16 protein-coding genes, 1 pseudogene and 1 riboswitch are annotated in these 17,407 nt (G+C 58.2%); of the genes and pseudogenes, 13 read left to right on the plus strand and 4 right to left on the minus strand.

Going from position 1 to position 17,407, the window contains the following annotated elements:
* Window positions 1-267: 267 nt before the first annotated feature.
* Window positions 268-1,050, minus strand: coding sequence for a hypothetical protein (locus tag G7048_RS25240; protein ID WP_166071241.1), 783 nt, complete (start codon window positions 1,048-1,050; stop codon window positions 268-270).
* 256 nt (window positions 1,051-1,306) lie between these two features.
* A riboswitch (cobalamin riboswitch) is annotated at window positions 1,307-1,499 on the plus strand.
* Window positions 1,500-1,738: 239 nt separating this feature from the next.
* Between G7048_RS25240 and G7048_RS25245 the strand changes: the two genes are divergently transcribed.
* The 5 genes from G7048_RS25245 to G7048_RS25265 all read left to right on the plus strand — a co-directional run bounded on the left by G7048_RS25245 (window position 1,739) and on the right by G7048_RS25265 (window position 7,186).
* The gene (locus G7048_RS25245) at window positions 1,739-3,766 is read left to right on the plus strand and encodes a TonB-dependent siderophore receptor (RefSeq protein ID WP_166071242.1); all 2,028 of its coding nucleotides are present in this window, start codon (window positions 1,739-1,741) and stop codon (window positions 3,764-3,766) included.
* A gap of 76 nt (window positions 3,767-3,842) precedes the next feature.
* Window positions 3,843-4,415, plus strand: a complete 573-nt coding sequence (locus G7048_RS25250; protein ID WP_205750432.1) for a hypothetical protein — start codon at window positions 3,843-3,845, stop codon at window positions 4,413-4,415.
* Window positions 4,415-5,245 carry an ABC transporter substrate-binding protein gene (locus G7048_RS25255; RefSeq protein ID WP_166071243.1) on the plus strand — a complete coding sequence of 277 codons (831 nt, stop codon included), beginning with the start codon at window positions 4,415-4,417 and terminating at the stop codon, window positions 5,243-5,245. Before G7048_RS25250 ends, G7048_RS25255 begins: the two co-directional genes overlap by 1 nt.
* A gap of 137 nt (window positions 5,246-5,382) precedes the next feature.
* On the plus strand, window positions 5,383-6,399 hold the full coding sequence (locus G7048_RS25260) for an iron ABC transporter permease (protein ID WP_166071817.1): 1,017 nt from the start codon (window positions 5,383-5,385) through the stop codon (window positions 6,397-6,399).
* Window positions 6,389-7,186, plus strand: a complete 798-nt coding sequence (locus G7048_RS25265; RefSeq protein WP_166071244.1) for an ABC transporter ATP-binding protein — start codon at window positions 6,389-6,391, stop codon at window positions 7,184-7,186. Before G7048_RS25260 ends, G7048_RS25265 begins: the two co-directional genes overlap by 11 nt.
* Window positions 7,187-7,550: 364 nt before the next feature.
* On the opposite strand, the gene G7048_RS25270 is transcribed toward G7048_RS25265, so the two are convergent.
* Window positions 7,551-7,940, minus strand: a complete 390-nt coding sequence (locus tag G7048_RS25270; RefSeq protein ID WP_166071245.1) for a VOC family protein — start codon at window positions 7,938-7,940, stop codon at window positions 7,551-7,553.
* Between the two features lie 207 nt (window positions 7,941-8,147).
* On the minus strand, window positions 8,148-8,381 hold the full coding sequence (locus G7048_RS25275; RefSeq protein ID WP_166071246.1) for a hypothetical protein: 234 nt from the start codon (window positions 8,379-8,381) through the stop codon (window positions 8,148-8,150).
* A 177-nt stretch (window positions 8,382-8,558) separates the two neighbouring features.
* On the opposite strand from G7048_RS25275, the gene G7048_RS25280 reads away from it, so the two are divergent.
* The 5 genes from G7048_RS25280 to arsH all read left to right on the plus strand — a co-directional run bounded on the left by G7048_RS25280 (window position 8,559) and on the right by arsH (window position 12,914).
* The gene (locus tag G7048_RS25280; RefSeq protein ID WP_166071818.1) at window positions 8,559-9,941 is read left to right on the plus strand and encodes a PLP-dependent aminotransferase family protein; all 1,383 of its coding nucleotides are present in this window, start codon (window positions 8,559-8,561) and stop codon (window positions 9,939-9,941) included.
* A 60-nt stretch (window positions 9,942-10,001) separates the two neighbouring features.
* Window positions 10,002-10,325, plus strand: coding sequence for a helix-turn-helix transcriptional regulator (locus tag G7048_RS25285; RefSeq protein WP_166071247.1), 324 nt, complete (start codon window positions 10,002-10,004; stop codon window positions 10,323-10,325).
* A gap of 139 nt (window positions 10,326-10,464) precedes the next feature.
* Complete coding sequence (locus G7048_RS25290; RefSeq protein WP_166071248.1) at window positions 10,465-11,754, plus strand: arsenic transporter; 1,290 nt, start codon at window positions 10,465-10,467, stop codon at window positions 11,752-11,754.
* 25 nt (window positions 11,755-11,779) lie between these two features.
* The gene (arsC, locus tag G7048_RS25295; protein ID WP_166071249.1) at window positions 11,780-12,211 is read left to right on the plus strand and encodes an arsenate reductase (glutaredoxin); all 432 of its coding nucleotides are present in this window, start codon (window positions 11,780-11,782) and stop codon (window positions 12,209-12,211) included.
* Entirely contained in the window at window positions 12,198-12,914 is a 717-nt protein-coding gene (gene arsH / locus G7048_RS25300; protein ID WP_240933407.1) for an arsenical resistance protein ArsH, read from the plus strand. Before arsC ends, arsH begins: the two co-directional genes overlap by 14 nt.
* 115 nt (window positions 12,915-13,029) lie before the next feature.
* Here arsH and G7048_RS25305 read toward each other — a convergent pair whose 3' ends face one another.
* Window positions 13,030-14,034 carry an NAD(P)-dependent oxidoreductase gene (locus G7048_RS25305; RefSeq protein WP_166071252.1) on the minus strand — a complete coding sequence of 335 codons (1,005 nt, stop codon included), beginning with the start codon at window positions 14,032-14,034 and terminating at the stop codon, window positions 13,030-13,032.
* An 82-nt stretch (window positions 14,035-14,116) separates the two neighbouring features.
* On the opposite strand from G7048_RS25305, the gene G7048_RS25310 reads away from it, so the two are divergent.
* The 3 genes and pseudogenes from G7048_RS25310 (at window position 14,117) to G7048_RS25320 (ending at window position 16,788) form a co-directional block, all read left to right on the plus strand.
* Window positions 14,117-14,662, plus strand: a complete 546-nt coding sequence (locus G7048_RS25310; RefSeq protein WP_166071253.1) for a TetR/AcrR family transcriptional regulator — start codon at window positions 14,117-14,119, stop codon at window positions 14,660-14,662.
* Between the two features lie 78 nt (window positions 14,663-14,740).
* A pseudogene (locus G7048_RS25315) lies at window positions 14,741-15,133 on the plus strand (integrase core domain-containing protein); the annotation flags it as partial.
* A gap of 17 nt (window positions 15,134-15,150) precedes the next feature.
* Window positions 15,151-16,788, plus strand: a complete 1,638-nt coding sequence (locus G7048_RS25320) for an Ig-like domain-containing protein (protein ID WP_166071254.1) — start codon at window positions 15,151-15,153, stop codon at window positions 16,786-16,788.
* The last annotated feature ends 619 nt before the right edge of the window (window positions 16,789-17,407 follow it).

Consider the following 17,407-nt stretch of genomic DNA (forward strand, 5'->3'; position numbering starts at 1 on the left):
TTTCTCCTCTAGAACACCTCGCTAGCGCGGCGAAACCCAGTCCATATGCAATCAGCCCAGTCCTCCGCTTCAATACAGAACCAGTGCACAGGACACTGATGAATGACATCACCTGCCCCTTGAATAACTACGCCTCAAAAATCACTTTTTCTCCACCAGGAACAGGACTTGGTTGTTGTTGCCGGGTTGTTGTTGGATCACCTTCCAGCCGTTGTTGAGATACAGCCGCACTGGCAGGGTATCGTTACCGCATTTCACAATGGAATCCTAGTTCAGCTGGTAGTGGGCAGAGCAGGAGCGTTGGGTTCCGCGTGGTGCATTCTGGATCCCCGCCATCCGCAATTCATCGCGCAGCTTGGCCTGCTGCAACTCCGCCTCATATACCGCTTTCTGACGGGCTTCGCGATCGCGCCGTTCCTGCAGTTCCTTTGCGGCCTTGGCTTCCACTCTATAGCGTTCCTGCGCCTCGGCTTCCTGTTGCTGACGCTGAATGCTGTTGACCACCACGTCACCGGCAGCAACCCAACTGATGGTCTGGTAATAGGTGGAGACCTGCTTTTCGGCGCGTCGCATCTCATCGACCGTTCGATACTTCATATAGTCACTCAAACCCTTGTAACTCTCGATGAAGTGACAGGCCTCACGTGTGAAGCCCTGACCCACGGGGCACCACCAGTAGGAAAAGATGAAGCGGTAAGCAGACTTTGCGCCATTCTTTTCGGTCAAGACAGTGTCGCGGCCATTTTTGCTGACAGTGGCCACGTCACCCAATCGTGTGGCCTTGAATTCACCCTCGCCATAGGACGGCGACGAAGCAAGTCGTCCGCGGGCATAGATTTCTCCGGTACCTTGAGCGATGGAATGATTCTCGGACGAGTTGCTGACCGTGACGCTCGTAATGAGGTCGGGTGATGACATGACGTCACCTCGGATGAAGGTCGGAATCACCGGAACAGTCGTGGATTGCAGCTTCTTGTGCGTCGGGCCCGAGGCGCAGCCGACCAGAACAGCACTAATCAAAACAGGGATCGCAAGGGAGAGATGGCGCAAAACGGAACCTTGTATGGAGCGTCCAAAGCAACCTGCCCGACCAAGCCAGGCCGAGTGCAGATTGCTTGGGAGGTTGAAGACGTGAAGCCAACGGACGCAATGAATCCGTCAACAATACAAAGTGTAAGTAATTATTTCCATCAATTACATCTTGAATGACAAAAATGCACCCGCCGCTCGGAATGGAAGCACCTTATCGAGGTGTCCATTTGGATGGGGCCCGTGAGAAATATTCCCGATCTCGATAAGCATGGTTACAATCCACCCCAGCACTGCGCTCCCATCCCCGGGATGAAAAAGGGAACACGTTGAAAATACGTGGCTGTCCTCGCAACTGTAAGCACCGAGTCTTCCACTTGAAACCACTGCCTTGTCCGCAAGGTGGGAAGGTGTGGATGGCGACCAAGACGGTGTGAGCCAGGAGACCTGCCGGTGCGATTCGTTACTGTGCCATCGAGCGAGGGCTCTGGGTGGACGGCAAGTTCCGTTCAGTAGCGTAAACCCAAGCGTTTTTTCGTTTTGTTGTTTATGTTTGCTGCTCCGGAGCATCACCACTTGCAGTGGGTGACTCTTCTTCTTGCGCTCGCGTTTCTTCGCAGCGGCTGGCGTCTTCGCGATGCACGGCTGCGGCGCAACGCTGCGCGCGAGAGTCCGCTCTGGTTGCGGCAAGCCACTGACTTGTCCACCCATGAAATCCAAAATCATCCGCGCAAGCACATTGGGCTTGCTTCCTGTGTTCGCTCACCTTGGTGCCTCAGCGCAAGCAGACGCCACCACCGTGGCATCTGCAGCCCGAGGCCTGTCTGAAGTCACTGTCGAAGCATCCAAGCTCGACAAGGATCTGTTCACGCTGACGCAAGCGGCCACCATCATCGAGCAGGAGCAGATCGAGCGCAGCGGCTATACCGATGTCACCGAAATCCTGCGCAGCGTGCCGGGCGTGGAGTTCAAACAGGTCGGTGGTCCGGGCCAGTTCAACTACATCAAGATGCGCGGCTTTGGTTCTGCCAACGTGCTGATCGTCGTCGATGGTGTGACCATGAACCTGCCAAGCTCCGGCGATGTGGGCAACTTGCTCAGCCAACTGGATCCGTCGTCGATCTCGCGCATCGAGGTGCTGCGTGGTCCGCAAACCGTGCTGTATGGCTCTAATGCCACGGCAGGCGTCATCTCGATCACGACCAAGCGCGGCACGACGGAGCCACGTCGCTCGATCTCTATCGAAGGCGGCTCGCTCGGTTGGAAAAAGGCCAAGGCTTCGCTGCAGCAGCAGTTCGAGATGGGCGATGGCAAGCTCAGTACATCGCTGTTCGCATCGCACACCGACAGCGATGGCCTGTTGCGATACGAAGGCACGCGCGACACCACTCTGCAAGCGTCTGCAGACTACAAGAACAAGGACATCGATGTCGGCTTTGCCGTATCGCACAACAAGAACCGCTTCCGCTCCGCACAGCTCAAGGAGGTCACCTACGGCCCGAATGGACCGGCCTACTGGAGCATGCAGATGCCCGACCCCGATGCGTTCAACGACCGCAAGTCGGAAACCGCAAGCGCCTACATCGAGCATCGTCTGGCCGACAATCTGAGCCAGCGCCTGGATCTGGGCTGGACGCAGACCCGCCGCAGCAATGGCAATCCCAACAACGGATTGCTGGGCTACGTGACCGCGCCCTGGGACAACTTCTCGCTCGACTACGCCAACTACCACAGTCGTGGAGACCAGGTCCCGTTCAAAGACAACGGCCAACCCGGAACGGCCGACTACAAGGATCAAACCAAGCAACTGAACTACTCGCTGCGCTACGCAGGCAGTGGCTACAAGCTGCTGGGTGGCTTCGAACTGTATGAAGGCAATGCGCGCCAATGGGGTATCTATGGCGATTTGACTGGCAAGAACAAACGCAAGTCGCTCTATGCCAACGGTGAGTACCAGAGCGGCAGTGCAGGACCGGTTCTCGCGGCTGGTGTGCGCCATGATCGGTATGACGTATGGGGCAACAAAACCACGGGCAGTGTCGGCATCAACCAGAAGATCGGCAATGCCACGATCTTCAGCAACTTCGCCACCAGCTACGCCGCGCCCAACCTGTCTCAGCTCTACAACCCGACCTACGGCAGCACGAACCTCAAGCCAGAAAGCGGTCGCACCGTGGAGTTCGGTGTTCGTCAGGCATTGGCAGATCTGGGCGTGAACTGGGAGGCCATGGTATGGCATGCCAAGGTGAATGATGCGATTCTGTATGACAGCAGCATTCCCAATCCGCGCAATACCTACGGCGGCTACGGCCAGTACGCCAACGGCGACGAACTGCGCACGCAGGGCCTGGAGTTGAGTGGTGCATATCGCATCAACTCATCCTGGCAATTGAAGGCCAACTACACATACACCGACTCCGACACCAAGAAAAAGGGCAAGGACTTCGCGCGCACCGTGCAGGTCGCTCGCAACAAGGGCAACGCAGGTGTGGGCTATTCCAGCGGACCGCTCAGCGTCGATTTCTCTGCCTTCATGACCAACAAGCGCTACGACTGGACCGGCGTGGACTGGATTCCGGGCTATGTGCGCTTTGATCTGTCGGCGCGCTACGCCGTCAATCAACACCTGAGTCTCTACACGCGTCTCGAAAATCTGTTCGACACCAAAGTGCAGGAAGGTCTGGGCTACAAGCCCATGGGCTTCTATGGCGTGGTGGGTCTCGACTACCGATTCTGATCTCCAAGGGTTGCCTGCGCCACGCCACTTTGTGGCGCAGGCTTTTTTTCAACACCAAAGAACGAGGCCCTCGTCTATGAACACCATCACCACTTCCCGCGACCCTGTCGAATACGACGAACCCGGCATGGGCCGCGTGCAGGCATGGCCATTGCCATGCGACGAAGACACGCTGTGGATGCTGAGCAAGGATGTCTTTCAGAAATACTGGAAGGACATCGTTTTCGGCATGCTTATTCCTGGCGCGGCCTGGGAAATCCGAGCCCCCAACGAGCCCACCAAGGTGAGCGTGCTGGACGGTTATCTCACCGTGGATTTCGGTGCATGGCATTTCCATATCTGCATCGGACATTTCAGCGGCGCGGAGGAGCAGGATGCGTTCATGCGCCGCACAGGTCGCGCAGAACTGTACCGCGTTCTCGGGCGTGATGGTGCGCCCAAGTCCTGGGGGCTGCGCATGTTCAACAACGCGGGACAGCAGCAGATGACGGTGTTTCTGCCCAATCCGTTTCTCACGCCCGAGCAGCAGATGGCCGATGCGCCGGACTGGTCGCGCCTTGCCATGTGGGATTGGCTGCGCGAAACCTATCTTGACCTGCCAGCGGACCCGAAGGATCGCAGCGGTCGCGGGTTTGCATGCGGCGATTGATGACTCGCGTGCTGGCTGCTGCCAGCACATTCGTTGCGCTGCTTGCGTTTGCGGACGCGTCGCCACAGCCAGAGCGTCCGCAGCGCATCGTCTCGCTCAATCTCTGCACCGATCAGATCCTGCTTCAACTGGTGCCGCACGAGCGCATCGCCGCCCTCTCGTTTCTGAGCCAGGACACCCGCAGCTCGGCCCTGAGCCCACTCGCGCGCGGCATGCACACGGTGCGAGGAAACGCGGAAGAAGTGCTCGCACTCCAACCGGATCTGGTGCTGGTCGGCACCTACACCACCCGGCACACCAACGCCATGCTCCGGCGTTTCGGCATTCCTGTGGTGGCCATTCCGGGTGCCAACAGCTTTGAGGAAGTGCGCGCGGAAATGCGTGCCGTCGCCAAAGCCGTTGGCGAGCAAGCACGCGGGGAAGAACTGATCCGCCAGTTTGATGCAAGACTGGATCAGCTGCGTGCAAGTGCGTTGCCGAACGACGAGGTCATCATGCAATACCGCTCGGGGGGCTACACGGCAGGCAGCAATACGCTGTATGACTCCATCTACGAAGCAGCCGGTCTGATCAATGGTGCAAAGCGTGCCGGCGTCAAAGGCTACGGCGTGCTTCCGATGGAACGTCTGATCGAGCAGAGACCCGGCATCATCAACGCCAGCGACTACAAGCCGGACACTCCGACCCAAGGCAATCGCATGCTGACCCATCCCGCCATTGCCGCGTTGGGCGCCCAATCCATTGTTCTCGCGTCCCGAGATACCGTTTGCGGAGGCATCTGGAATCTCGACGCCGCAGCGCTTGTGCGCACGCAATCCCAAGCACCATGATGCGATCTCCATCCACGCCTCAAGCCCAGAGCGGCAGCTTTACCTTGCCTGCCAACGAGACCCATGCCGTTCACACAACAGCCGGTCTTGCGCACCTGCATGGCAGTGTCCTCCAGCCCCACACCGCTGCGACCGTCATGCAGGACTTCGCGCCTGCAAGCCGACTCGTCTGGATCGTCTGCACTCTGATCGCACTTCTGATGCTGCTGACAGGACTGTCCCTGTTCGTCGGCTATGTGGACATCGGCCCGCTACGACTCGTGCAAGGCGCACTGGCCGGAGACCTCGTGCCGCAACGCATCTTGCTCGACATTCGTCTGCCAAGAACCATCCTGTGCGTAGCCGTTGGCGCGACGCTGGGTCTGACCGGGGCGGCCATGCAAGGTCTGTTGAGAAACCCGCTCGCGGAGCCGGGTCTGCTTGGCGTCTCAAGCGGGGCTGCATTGGGCGCGGTGCTCGCGCTCTATACCGGCTTTGCCAATGCCTTCTATCTGGCGCTCCCGTTGTCCGGGTTTGCCGGCACCGCACTTGCCTGTGCTTTTGTCTTTGCGCTGGCGGGCAGCACCACCCACCGCACCACCTTGATTCTGGGCGGTGTTGCGGTCTCCTCGCTGTGCGGTGCCTTGATCTCGCTGATTCTGAACTGGTCATCCAATCCGCTGGCCATGAGCGAAATCGTGTTCTGGATGATGGGCTCGCTGGCCGATCGCAGCCATCAGGACTTGCTGCTCGCCCTGCCCTTCATGGTGCTTGGCTGCGGTGTTCTGCTCAGTTGCGGCACGGCGCTGCGCGCGTTGGCTCTGGGCGAAGACACAGCGCATTCGATGGGCGTGAATCTGGGAAGACTGCGCATGAAGATTCTGCTTGGCGCAGCACTCGCCGTAGGTGCATCGGTTTCCGTGTCCGGCAGCATCGGCTTCATCGGCTTGGTTGCGCCGCATCTGATGCGCCGATCCATGCAAGGCGACCCCGCACGCCTGCTCCCCGTATCCGCACTGGCAGGGGCTGTCCTGTTGCTGCTGGCCGATCTGGGCGTTCGGTTTCTCTACAACAGCGGTCAGGAGCTCAAGCTCGGCGTGCTCACATCACTGGTCGGAGCCCCGTTTTTTCTGGCCCTGATTCTGCGGCGCAAAGGGAATGAACATGGAGAATGAAACAAAGCCAACAAAGCTGCCCGGCCAACTGGCCTGTCGGCAACTGTGCGTGCAACTTGAGCAACGCACGGTGTTGAACCATGTCGATTTTCAGCTGTCGCCCGGTGAACTGGTAGGCATCATCGGCAGCAACGGCGCGGGCAAATCCAGCTTGCTCAAGGCGTTGATGGGCCTGTACAAACCCGTTGCTGGCGACGTCACATTTGCCGGCGACCCAATCCTGACGCTTTCACCCAAGGCACGCGCTCAAAGCATCGCCTATGTCGCGCAAGGCAACCAACTGCATTGGAGCCAGCGCGTGGACAAAGTCGTGGCGCTTGGACTCATTCCACATGGCCGCACGCACGGGCCGGACGGTCAATCCATCGTCCATGAAGTCATGCGGCAGGCTGATATCGACCATCTGAAACATCGCAACGTGTTGACGCTGTCCGGCGGCGAACGTGCTCGCGTGCTGCTTGCTCGAGCCCTCGCGGTGCAAGCGCCGGTCCTGCTTGCGGACGAACCCCTTTCGGCACTCGATCCCGCGCACCAGTTGCGCATCATGCAGTTGCTCTCCACGCAAGCGCAAACAGGCACTGCGGTAGCCGTTGTGCTGCACGATCTGACCTTGGCCATGCGTTACTGCAGCCGCATCGTCATCCTCCACCAGGGATTCAAGCTGGCGGATGCCGCCCCTCTGAATGCCTGTACCAACGAGAACCTGATGAAGGCTTTCGGCATCCGCGTGGCGCGAATCGAATACAACGAAGGTTCATTCGCACTTCCATGGGAATTGTCGGCCTGACGAACGGCCGAGAGACTGCAACCACGACTCCCACGTTGCTCAAATCGATCAACGAAAAGCTCCGGCAATTCCGGCAGCGGAAAAAATGCCGCTCCTTGTCATGGCCAACGCACCAGACGTCAAGCCCGTGAAACCTGCACTGCTGGACAAGCTGCTGCGAGCCTTTGGCACCCATCTTCTGGGGTCTGATCCACCCAGTCTCAATCGAGCTGATGTCTGAAGATGCTTCTGGCGCATGGATCGAAAGCTTGTTGGACAGACTCGTGAGCATGGTTGCTCGTTGAGTGGAAACTCTGCGGCAATCGATCAGGTGTCGGTTTGGAGTCGCCCTGCGACTGGCGCTCCCGGCTGCGGATTCAACCGGTCAATGCATTGGCGAACAAAGCTCGACCAATGTTCCATCGGGACAGCGAATATAGGAGACTACTTGGCCCCATGGCTTGGTAACAGGAGGGGCCAATTCGATTGCTCCGCAAGCAAGCGCATGCGTATGGGCTGCCTGCACTTCGTCTGTCACTAGTGCCACCTCCATACCGAGCGGAGCCGGGGAAGAAGAGGCGGAAACATGCCCTATCTTGAAGTTCATTGCGGCCAATTCGTCGGCTGCGAAGGCAAGCGTTGTTGCCCCCGTTTCCAATTCACCGTAGGTGCCAGACTCGTGCAAGAACCGTCTGGAAAATCCGAATGCAACCTCAAAGAAAGACAAGGATGCGGCGACGTCGGGAACATAAATAATGGTGTAACCAAACTTCATGACTGAGTGGGAAAAGGTGCTCGGGTGGGCCTGGAACCCTCATGGTATATGGGTTTCTATCCAGTATTTGGCGAATGCCTGGAGCCAAAGATCACCTGCAACAGCCCCCGAGGCTGATGGCCATCTTCGATGAAGTGACAAGTTACGGTCGTCCGGCGAATGCATGGTTCATCGCATTCCTGCATATCCGCTGAGCAGCCTCTCCCATCAAGGCAGGCTCAAGTCCATGCCGAGCGTCTTGGCAAGGCCGAAGGTGAAGAGCAACACCACCACCAGCGCCAGCATGAAGGCGGCAACCACCTTGCCAATCGTGCGCAGCAGCGCGCGCTTGTCCGCGCCCTTCTTGCCTTGGTCGTAATGCCACTTGATGGCGAAGAACATGCAGGTGCCGAAGATGAGCGCCTTGAACGCAACGAAGACTACAGGGACCCAATCGATCATTTTGAGAATTTCCAGCCTATGGCTTGACACGGTCTGTTGTGAGAAACACAGCCTCCCGGACGAGAGAGGCGAAAACGTCAGCGGCTGCCATACAGGGATGGTGTTGCCACACGTTCTGGGACATACTAATTTAAAACAATTTCCATACATGAAGACAAAATGCCCCAATCAAAATCCATGCAAGATGAAGGTTCGCCCATCTGGTTGCCGCGATTGGTCATGCGGGGCGGGCCGCGTTTTTTGCAGATTGCGGATGCCTTGCAGGCGGCGGTCGCAGACGGATCGCTGAAACCAGGTGACCGCCTGCCTCCGCAACGCTGGCTGGCAGCGCAGTTGGATGTGGACCTGACGACGATCACACGCGCGTATGACGAAGCCAGACGCCGCCACTTGCTGGAGGGACGGGGCGCTCGTGGCACTTATGTGGCGGCGCCGAAAGTCGAATTGACCTCGATCCTCGATCTGAGCATGAATACCCCACCGCCGCCGGAGGGCGTGGACTTCGACGACATGTTGAAGCAGGGTTTGTCTCAGGTATTGATGAGGGCAGACACTGAACTGCTGATGACTTACCACTTGGGCGGAGGGAGCGACTCTGACCGCAAGGCGGGAGCCAAATGGCTGGCACCGATGTTTGGACATCTGGATTCAGGGCAGGTGGTTGTCTGTCCGGGTGCGCAAGCGGCGATCGCGGCATTGATCCTTGCGCTGACGGAGCCTGGCGATGCGATCCTGACAGAACCGACAAGTTATCCCGGCTTGCGTGCCGCAGGGACTCAATTCGGTCGGCGCATCATTGCGGTGGAAGCGGACAAGCACGGGATGATGCCCGAAAGTCTTGAGCAAGCATGCCGTCAGCACCAACCTGGACTGGTCTATCTCAATCCGACATTGCAGAACCCGACCGCCGTCACCATGACAGAACGCCGGCGCAAGGAGCTCGCCAGCATCGCCAAGCGCTGCAAGGTACGCATCGTCGAGGACGATCCCTACTGGCTGCTTGCCGATGCACCGCCGCCGCCGATTGCCACGTTTGCTCCTGAACAGGTGTACTACATCTCGACCCTGTCGAAATGCCTGACGCCCGGTTTGCGCGTCGCCTTTGTGCTCATACGTGACCCGCACGAACGCGAACGTTTTCTGGTCGCACTGAGGTCCTTTGCGCTGATGGTCGCTCCTCTGACGGCCGCACTGGCCACGCAGTGGATCCTCGATGGTTCGGCAGACGGATTGATGGAAGGCGTACGCAAGGAGGCGCGTCTACGCCACCGGATGGCCAAGGACGTTCTGGCGGGGCGGTACAGCGGAGCTGGCGACGGCCTGCATGTATGGCTCGAATTGCCGGGATATTGGAACTCCATACAGCTTGCGCGTGCAGCCGACAGCGAGGGCATCGCCGTCACGCCGGCGGAGGCATTCGCCACCGACGGCGGATCCGTGAATGCCATTCGCATCTCCTTGGGCAGCACCAAGGACCGTGGACACTTGCAGGCGGGGCTTCAACGGCTGTCTCAACTGCTTGCACGGCGGCCCGAGTCGTTCAGCGCCGCAGTGGTTTGAGAGATCTGGAAAAACGGGGTTAGCTCGCTCGCAATTCAACAATTGCTGTATTATTGATATATGCAAGAAGCCAACGTCATCCGCTCCCTCTCCGCTCTGGCCCATGAGGCTCGTCTACGCGTCTTTCGGGCGTTGGTGGTGGCGGGGCCGGATGGTCTGATTCCCAGTGCATTGGCAGAGCAATTGGGGATCGCACCCAACGCGTTGTCGTTTCACCTCAAGGAGCTCTCCCATGCGCAACTGATCAATCAGGAGCGGCAAGGACGCAACGTGGTCTACCGAGCCGAGTTCGCTGTCATGAATGACTTGCTGGCCTATCTCACGGAAAACTGCTGCCAAGGTGTGGCCTGCACTACCGTGTCTTCCACTTCCTGCGGCTGTTGAACGAGGGGTTTCGACATGAAGCGGCTTCACCTTCCCGGTCGCTGAACGCACTCGGCGTCCGAATGGGCGCATCTCGCGGCTGCTTGGTGACAACTGGCAAGCCGACATCTCACAGCCCCGCGTTGAGGACTCCATCGTCATGTTGACGGCCATTCTGATTTTCATCTTCACTCTGACTCTGGTCATCTGGCAACCGCGTGGTCTCGGAATTGGCTGGAGTGCATCCATCGGCGCGATGGTGGCCCTGCTTCTGGGCGTCGTTCATCTGGCCGATATTCCGGTGGTATGGAACATTGTCTGGAATGCCACAGCGACGTTTGTCGCAGTCATCATCATCAGCTTGCTGCTGGATGAAGCAGGCTTTTTTGAATGGGCTGCGCTGCACTTTGCGCGCTGGGGCGGCGGCAGCGGAATCAAGCTGTTTGCGTTCATCGTGCTGCTGGGAGCTGCGGTGTCGGCAGTGTTTGCGAACGACGGCGCTGCATTGATTCTGACGCCCATCGTGATGGCGATGCTGGTGGCTCTGGGCTTTTCTCCTGCGGCCACACTGGCCTTCGTCATGGCGGCCGGGTTCATCGCCGACACCGCCAGCTTGCCGCTGATTGTGTCGAATCTGGTGAACATCGTTTCGGCTGACTTTTTCAAGATCGGCTTCAACGAATACGCATCGGTCATGGTGCCGGTCAACATCGCATCGGTGCTGGCCAGTCTGGGTGTGCTGCTGCTGTTTTTCAAACGCGATGTGCCGGATTCATACAACCTGAGCCAACTTAAGTCGCCCTCGGCCGCCATCAAGGACGTTGCGACGTTCCGCGCGGGGTGGGTGGTTCTGGCTTTGCTGTTGGTGGGTTTCTTTGCACTGGAGCCCATGGGAGTGCCGGTCAGTGTGGTCGCAGCCGCCGGCGCTGTGCTGCTCCTCGCGGTCGCGTCCCGTGGGACGGTCATCAGCACCAGAAAAGTGCTGCGGGGAGCCCCTTGGCAAATCGTGGTGTTCTCTTTGGGCATGTACCTGGTGGTCTATGGCCTTCGCAACGCGGGGCTGACCGGGTACATCGCCACGCTGCTGAATCGATTGGCGCAAGGCGGTGTCTGGGGCGCAGCCATCGGAACAGGCATCCTGTCTGCGCTGTTGTCCTCGGTGATGAACAACATGCCCACTGTGCTGATCGGAGCCCTGTCAATTGACGCCTCCAGTGCCACGGGGGTGGTCAAGGAAGCCATGGTCTACGCCAACGTCATTGGCTGCGATCTGGGGCCGAAGATCACGCCCATCGGCAGCTTGGCCACGCTGCTGTGGTTGCATGTGCTGGCCAAGAAAGGCACGACGATCCGCTGGGGCTACTACTTCCGAGTGGGTGCGGCGCTGACCATGCCGGTGCTGCTCGTCACCCTTGCTGCGCTGGCCTTGCGGCTCAGCATGGCTTTCTGAAAATTTGCAACGGAATTGAAGCGCTATGAGTGACATAACGATCTATCACAACCCCGCTTGCGGCACGTCCCGCAACGTCTTGGCCATGATCAGGAACAGCGGAGCATCGCCAACGGTCATCGAATATCTCAAGACGCCTCCCGACCGCGCCACGTTGGTTCAACTGATCCAGGCGATGGGAATTTCCGTGCGAGATGTGCTGCGGCAAAAGGGAACCCCTTACGACGAGCTCGGGCTGGATGATCCCCAGTGGACCGATGCGCAGTTGATTGACTTCATGCTGCAGCATCCCAGCTTGATCAACCGCCCGATTGTGGTCACCCCCATCGCAACCCGCTTGTGTCGTCCTTCCGAGGCTGTGCTGGACATCCTGCCCAGCCCGCAGCAAGCAGCTTTCAACAAAGAAGATGGCGACGCCGTCGTGGATGAAAAAGGAAATCGAATTGGCAAGCTCTGACCTCCCCCACCTGGATGAGCAGGCGTTTGAAAAGCCCGACTTGGAAGGCTTGCTGCCAGAAAAACGCGCGACCCACGCCCCGAGAATTTTGCTGCTGTACGGCTCCGTACGTGAGCGCTCATACAGCCGTTTGCTGACGGAAGAAGCGGCGCGGTTGCTTCGCAAGATGGGCGCCGAGACCCGCATCTTTGACCCACGAGATCTACCTTTGCCCGATGGTGCTCCGGAAGATCACCCCAAGGTCAAGGAATTGCGTGAACTGGCTCAGTGGGCCGAAGGCATGGTATGGACTTCGCCCGAACGCCACGGTGCCATGACCAGCATTCTGAAAGCGCAGATCGACTGGATTCCGTTGTCCGTAGGTGCTGTTCGTCCCACACAGGGCAAGACGCTGGCTGTCATGCAAGTCTCCGGCGGCTCGCAGTCGTTCAACGCCGTGAACCAAATGCGTGTGCTGGGCCGCTGGATGCGCATGATCACCATCCCCAACCAGTCATCGGTCGCCAAGGCCTTTGCGGAGTTTGACGAAGCCGGTCGCATGAAGCCCTCCTCCTACTACGAGCGCGTGGTGGACGTGATGGAAGAACTGGTGAAGTTCACCTTGCTCACCCGCGACTGCTCCGACTATCTGGTGAATCGCTACAGCGAACGCCGCGAAAGCGCTGAGGAATTGTCCAAGCGGGTCAATCAACGCAGCATCTGATATCGCTCCGAAACGGCTGAACTCAAAGCCATGACTTCCCAGTCATGGCTTATTGGTTTTCCGCATCTCGCTACCGCTTGCATTGCAGCAATGTCATCTTCCTGTGTGCCTTTCGTCAGCGCGCATTTTGAAGGGATACGTCATTCATCCCGAGCATGGCTTTCAAACCTTGCTCTCGTGAAACCACCGGGCGGAATCCAAGTTCGCGCTCCGCTTTGCCGATGTCGAGCGTGAAAGGGGCACCCATGAGGCGCAGCATCTGGCGCGTAATCGGTGGTTCGCCCTTTCGCGAAAATGTGCGCCAGATCCACTCCATCACGCATGCCATGGGCCAAGCCATCGCAAGCGGCACAGAAGCACGCGGCGGCTCGACGCCACGGGTCTGCAGCAAGCTGGAAATCACCGCTTTGAGCGTGCTGTCATCCGCATCGCTTACAAAGTAGACCTCCCCTCCACGGCCCCGATGGACCGCCAATTCGAGCGCGTGGCAAACGTTGTCGACATGGGCGGTGGACATGCCTTGCGAACCATCGCCCACCCAGCGGAACTGACCTGATTTCACGCTCTCGACCATCTGATCGAGCGTCGGCATACCGGCACCCCAAATCATCGGCGGACGAACCACCATCGTCTCGAACACACCCGGACGATTGGCACCCAGCACCAGCGCTTCGCTGCGAGCTTTGGACGCACTGTACGGAGCCCATGATCGCTCCTGACGCGGCGCAGATTCGTCAACGCGCAGCATCGGCTCCATGTCCCCCATCACCACCGCTGCGGCACCGAGTTGCACCAATCGCTTGACGGACTCCCCTGTTGCCGCCTTCAGCAGATTGGCAGTACCACCCACATTCGCGTGTTCAAACTCATCGGTCTCACCCCACAGTTTGAACAGTGCCGCCACATGGATGACAACGCTGCAGCCTTGAACAGCGCGGACCAATGAGTCCATATCATCCAAGGAGCCACGCACAGCTTCCGCGCCCTGTTTTTGCACAATCCGTGCTGCGGCATCGCTGCGTGCCAATGCGCGCACCTGCCACCCTTGCGCCACGAGACGTTCAATCAATCGGGCACCAACGAAGCCGGAACCACCGGTAATCAGACATGTGGAGACCATGAAGCACCTGTATGTATCACTGATATAATTATCGTATAACGTTGATATACATCCGTCAAGTGCTGATTTGAGGAGGACACAAATGGACAAAGAAGCGGCGATTCTGGATGGGGCGTTGGCGCTCCTTGAGGCGCATGGGCCAGCGGGACTGACCACGCGCGCGGTGTGCGAGGCCGCTGGGATCAAGGCGCCCACGCTCTACCATTACTTCGGCGACAAGGACGGTTTGGAGCGGGCCGTCATTCGGCGCGGGCTCGCTGACTTCATGCGACTCAAGCAGCAGACCAAGCCACTTGCCGACCCCCTCGAGCAACTTCGCGATGGATGGGATGTGGCTCTTGAGTTCGCACTGAAGCGGCCCGCACTCTATGCATTGGTCTCTCAACATGCCCGCACTGAACCGGAGCTGCTCGCCGACGCATATGCGCTGATGCAGTCCCGCGTGCAGCGGCTGGTGGACATGGGCCGCCTCCAAGGACCCGTCGATCACGCGGCGCGTGGCATTTGGGCGGCGTCTCAAGGAGCACTGTCATTGCTGTTTCTCGGCACGTCGCGAAAGGACGTCGAAGCAGTGAGTGATCTGCTGTTCAATGCCGTCATCGACAGGCTGTCGAAAGCGCACCCTTGATGAGCTATCGAAACACAAGCAGGGGATCCGAATGACCGTGCTTGCGTTTCGAGAGTGAGAAGGCGACTGGCGGTATCGAAGGTTTGCACGATCCTCACAGATAACGGCAAAGAGTTCTCGGATCGTCTGTTTGGCAAGCACGAGAAGCAACCAAGCGGTGATCACGAGTTTGATTTACTGTGCAAGGAACTCGGTATAGAGCACCGACTCACACGGCCCAGAACGCCACGTACCAACGGAATGGTGGAGCGCTTCAACGGAAGGCTCAGCCAAGTGCTGCGCACGCATCACTTCAACAGTGCAGAGGATCTAGAGAAGACGCTTCATCGCTTTGTGTGGCTGTACAACCAGCAGATTCCACAGAAAGCTCTGCGGCATGAAACGCCCGTTCAGGCCCTCAAGCGATGGCAGGCGTCACATCCAAAATTGTTTGAAAAGAACGTGCGCAATCATCCGGGACCTGACATCTAACGTTTGCAAAAATCGATATGTCAGAGCCAACAACATCGTTCAGCCAGGCGCCGCAGGAAGAACCTTCGACAGCGCCCAATCGTCGCACTTTGCGGAAAGTCTCGCCCGGCGCTTTGTTGGCTTTGGGTGTCATAGCCGGTGGATCTTTATCATCCGTCTTTGCGGCAACGGCAAGGGACGACTTTATCGCTGTGCAAGAAGGTACTACGGTTGCTGGGGACGTAGGGACTAACGATGATTTCGTCGCTGGGCAAGCGACCTTTACCGCTGCCAATCCTTCTGATCTGGTATTTACAAATCCATCCCAAGGCACTTATTCCCTGTCCCAGAGTGCTAGCCCTTCTCCCTTGCCCTATGGATTCAATCAGTACTCCTATGGGTACACCTTGTCGGAGGGGAGCTCAAGCACCCCCGCCAGCCTCGCTGTTTATGTCAACAGCAACACGAACACCGTCTTTCCCAAGGCGGATTCCTACTCGATTCCGGCGAATCAGCCGTTTGTGTTCAAACCCTATGCCAACGATGACGTCAGTAAAACAACTGCACCGATCACCGCATTGAACTTGCGGTCCACGGCAAACGGAAAGTTGATTGACCTGAGCTCTGGGAGTTTCGATCCCAACGCGAGCTTTCTCTACATTCCTGATGTGGGATTTTCGGGGTTCGACAATTCGGTTTACGTTGTAATGGAGCCGAATTCAAACACTTTCATGGGCTACGCGAGCGCTGCGGCAGTGATTTCTTTCCAGGTCAACGCAGCACCTGTTCCACCAGCCCCACCGGCACCGCCGTCGGCCCCGGCTCCCGCTCCGGGCACTGGCCCGTTGGCAACCAATGACTCCTACGGCATCTATCCCGGATCGTACGTTTACCAAGACGTGACTGTGAACGATAACTGGGGCGACACCGCGTCTGATCCGAGTATGTACGCAGTGGTTACTGTCGTCACACCACCCGCGAATGCGGAAAACTTCCTGTTCGACATTGGCGGGCCGCAAGCGCCCGGGCAGTTCTATTACACGGCCAAGGCTAGCAGCTTTGGTCAGCCAGACTCGTTCACGTATTCGCTTACCAAGTATTGGACCGACAGTAACAACAATCCCATGAGTTCGAGTTCAACCGCTACCGTGACAATCACCCCCGTGACACGCTTGGTGGCCGACACGGTAAACGCTGATGCAGGCGTGCCGCTCAATGCCTCGGTAACCGGAAATGACGACCCGAACCAAATGGCAAGCGGGACATTCCGTGAAGTGGATGCACCGGCACACGGATCACTGACGTTCAACTCTGACGGCACTTACACCTACACGCCCGATGCCACCTATGCAGGCCCGGATCTATTTACGTACAACCTGGAAGAAAAAGACAGCCAGGGTAACGTGCTGGGAACGCATCAAAAGGTCGCGGTCAATATTACGGTAACGGCGGCACCACCACCACCACCACCACCACCTGCGCCATCGCCATCACCATCACCATCACCATCGCCATCACCATCGCCGTCACCCGCTCCATCACCTGTACCGGGTGAAGTGCAAGCGGTGCCGGCAATGAACGGCGCAGGATTGGCTGGCCTGTCCACGTTGTTGGCTGGCGTGGCCGCGTTGGCCCAGCGTCGCCGACGTCGAGGCACGAATCAACAAGACCGATAAGCGGTGCGAACAAGGCCTTGAACCACGGTTTAAGGCTTTGATTTAGCCTGTCAGCACTGCAGGGCTGCGGCACGACCCTTCGCAGAGTCCATAGCGAGGATCCGGCCCAAGGGACACACGCCACCCAAAAGCGAACGCACGGGGTGGATGCCCCACGCCATTTGGTCTACCGAAGACATAAGATGTGTCCCCGCGACATTGTTGCCGTTGTAGTTCACATGCATTCACTGACTCAGCCGCAGCCTTTGTTCCGACGAAATGAGTAACGGCGTCCCAACGGTTCGATCCGAAAAATGGCTTCTTGCTTGTTTGAATCCCGTATATCGTCATCTGCCCAACGCAGAATCTGCTGACCAACGGCCTCTACCTGAGGCATCACCGATGCGCAACAACTGCTCAGTTGCATGTGAATCACATGTACTCAGCTTTGGTGGACAAAAGCACATGCACGTATCCCCCATTTGTAGTCGCTTTCGGGTGCATGCTGCAGTTCTCGCGTGGTTCGCCTGAGCCTGTACGGCACAATAGGTTGGGCAGGAGAGTGATTTTCCGGTTCGACGGGGCGATAGAGTGACTGCAATCATTGCCGCGCACAGATTTTGACAACGGCTGCCAACTG

Source organism: Diaphorobacter sp. HDW4B (assembly GCF_011305535.1).
Taxonomy (GTDB): domain Bacteria; phylum Pseudomonadota; class Gammaproteobacteria; order Burkholderiales; family Burkholderiaceae_C; genus Diaphorobacter_A.